Source organism: Paenibacillus sp. MCAF9 (genome assembly GCF_052114265.1).
Lineage (GTDB): Bacteria > Bacillota > Bacilli > Paenibacillales > Paenibacillaceae > Pristimantibacillus.
Genome location: NZ_JBFREL010000074.1, coordinates 1 through 2,081 on the forward strand (window position 1 = coordinate 1; position 2,081 = coordinate 2,081).

The 2,081-nt window shown below is 41.9% G+C and carries 2 protein-coding genes; one reads left to right on the forward strand and one right to left on the reverse strand.

Annotation, left to right across the window (positions count from 1 at the left end):
- The first annotated feature begins 245 nt into the window (after positions 1-245).
- Positions 246-1,451 (forward strand): IS110 family transposase, encoded by a 1,206-nt coding sequence (locus AB4Z45_RS32860; protein WP_441913830.1) that lies wholly within the window; start codon positions 246-248, stop codon positions 1,449-1,451.
- Positions 1,452-1,545: 94 nt separating this feature from the next.
- On the opposite strand, the gene AB4Z45_RS32865 is transcribed toward AB4Z45_RS32860, so the two are convergent.
- The gene (locus AB4Z45_RS32865; protein WP_441913831.1) at positions 1,546-1,761 is read right to left on the reverse strand and encodes a hypothetical protein; all 216 of its coding nucleotides are present in this window, start codon (positions 1,759-1,761) and stop codon (positions 1,546-1,548) included.
- Between the last annotated feature and the right edge of the window lie 320 nt (positions 1,762-2,081).

Genomic DNA, 2,081 nt, shown 5'->3' on the forward strand with positions numbered 1-2,081 from the left:
TTCGTATTATGAGGTCACCAGATCTTTCTGGTAGACCTCATTTTTGTGTGGTCTTAAGATAGCGGTAGCCGGGGATCGAACGTACCTGCCCGTGGGAGCCAGATCCCGAGAGCTATACCGTTCATCCCCCCTACTTGTTAAACCATGATTAGGCTGGTTGGGACCATGATCCCGTATCACATGCGATAATGTGGACGACAAGAAAGTTAGGGGTTACCGGCGAATATAATATCGGGAGTGATTGAATGAATCCTGTCATTGGATTAGATGTATCTAAAGGAGAAAGTCATGCACAAGCCTTTTCAGATCGAGGAACGCCCTACGGAAAGACATTTCGATTTGAGCATAATCTTGAGGGATTAGCGTCCTTCCTCCGCTTTGCTCAAAGCCTGGAGTCCTTTTCTGGGCGGCGTCCGGCCATTGTGTTAGAAGCAACGGGCCATTATCATAGTCCGGTTATTCAGTTTCTAGATGAGCATCAATATCTGTATATCGTTATCAATCCGTTACTTTCACACCAAGCGAAAAAGTTGAATTTACGTAAGGTAAAAACGGATGTTGCTGACGCATACCAGTTGGGCGAAATGTTCTACAAAGAAGAGCTGGAGCCTTACAAAAAACGGGGTCAGTACTTAATGAATCTGCGTTACCTGACACGGCAACATGAGTCGCTGACTGAAATATATGTCCAGGTAAAGTTGCAGTTTCAAGCGGTACTGGATCAAGTCTTTCCAGAGTATCATGGCGTGTTTGGTGACCTTTATTCTAAGGTATCACTACGTCTCCTGGCCCAGTATCCAACGTCTCAATCGGTGCTAGCATTGTCCGAGGAAAACGTTACGGCGATTATAAAACGCCTTGTTGGACATGTTAAATCGAACCAGTGGTCGCTAGAACGGGCACAGAAACTAATGGCTGCTGCAGAGCGAAATCCCTTCAGAGAGACCGCTTTTCCGAGTCATTTAATCTCATTAGAGCTATTCATTCATTTACTTCTTCAGTACCAGGAGCATCTAACGAAACTGGATAAATCGATAGAAACTCTGGCTGAAGAATTAATGGAGTACGATCTAATCCAATCAATACCCGGCATTGGCACTAAAATTGCAGCAACAATTTTAGCTGAGGTCGGAGAAATTGATCGGTTCGATCACGCGAAGAAACTGGTTGCGTTTGCTGGTATTGATCCTAGCGTCTTTTCTTCCGGCAAGTTTACAGCAACCCGAAATAAAATCACCAAACGTGGTTCTAGAAGGCTTCGGACAGCCTTATATCAAGCTGTAAGGTGTGGACTGAAAGGCTCACGTAACAAGAGAATAAGAGCTTATTACGACAAAAAGCGTGCAGAAGGCAAACTCTTTAAAGTAGCTGTGATCGCTTGTGTAAATAGACTGATCCATTGGATATATGCGATTTTGACCAAGAAAGAACCTTTCCGTTTGACTGAATAAGCAGTGTCTGGATATTGAGGAAAACCTCCCCAAATTCTATGGGGTGGTTATTTGTCATGCTTTTTTACCAGTATAGCACCCTTCGTTTTCTTCATTAATAATTAAATATTGACAGCCTATTGGCTGGTATAGATATTGAATTATTTAGCCTCCATTCTAAATCTTCTTTACTCTCACCACTAAGTACATTTTTACCCCAAATCCATGAAGTAGGTATGTCATTCTCATAATAAACTTCACATACATCATATGAAACCAAACCATTTTCCCAATCCTTTTTTAAAACTCTATAATTCCAAAATTTATTCATCTTCGTTCTCCTTCAAGGATAATTTCAATAAAACGCCTCTTTAACTAACCTCCCTCTATGGAGAATCATTTTTCTCTTAAATGCTCATGTTTTCTTAGGTTTTGAACGATTTCCTTTCGTACAAGACAACCTTTAAATGGAACAAGATTGTAGATAGTGTAAAATATGGGGCGAAGAATGTACAAAAAGCCTCTCCACTCAGACCACTCGTTTAAAAAAGTGGACTTTGGGAAGATTTATGGTCGCACCTTTGGATCTCCACATCGTCTCATGGAGGTCAACCCTCCCATGTCTCACAGAGTCTACGCTCCCACATTCCT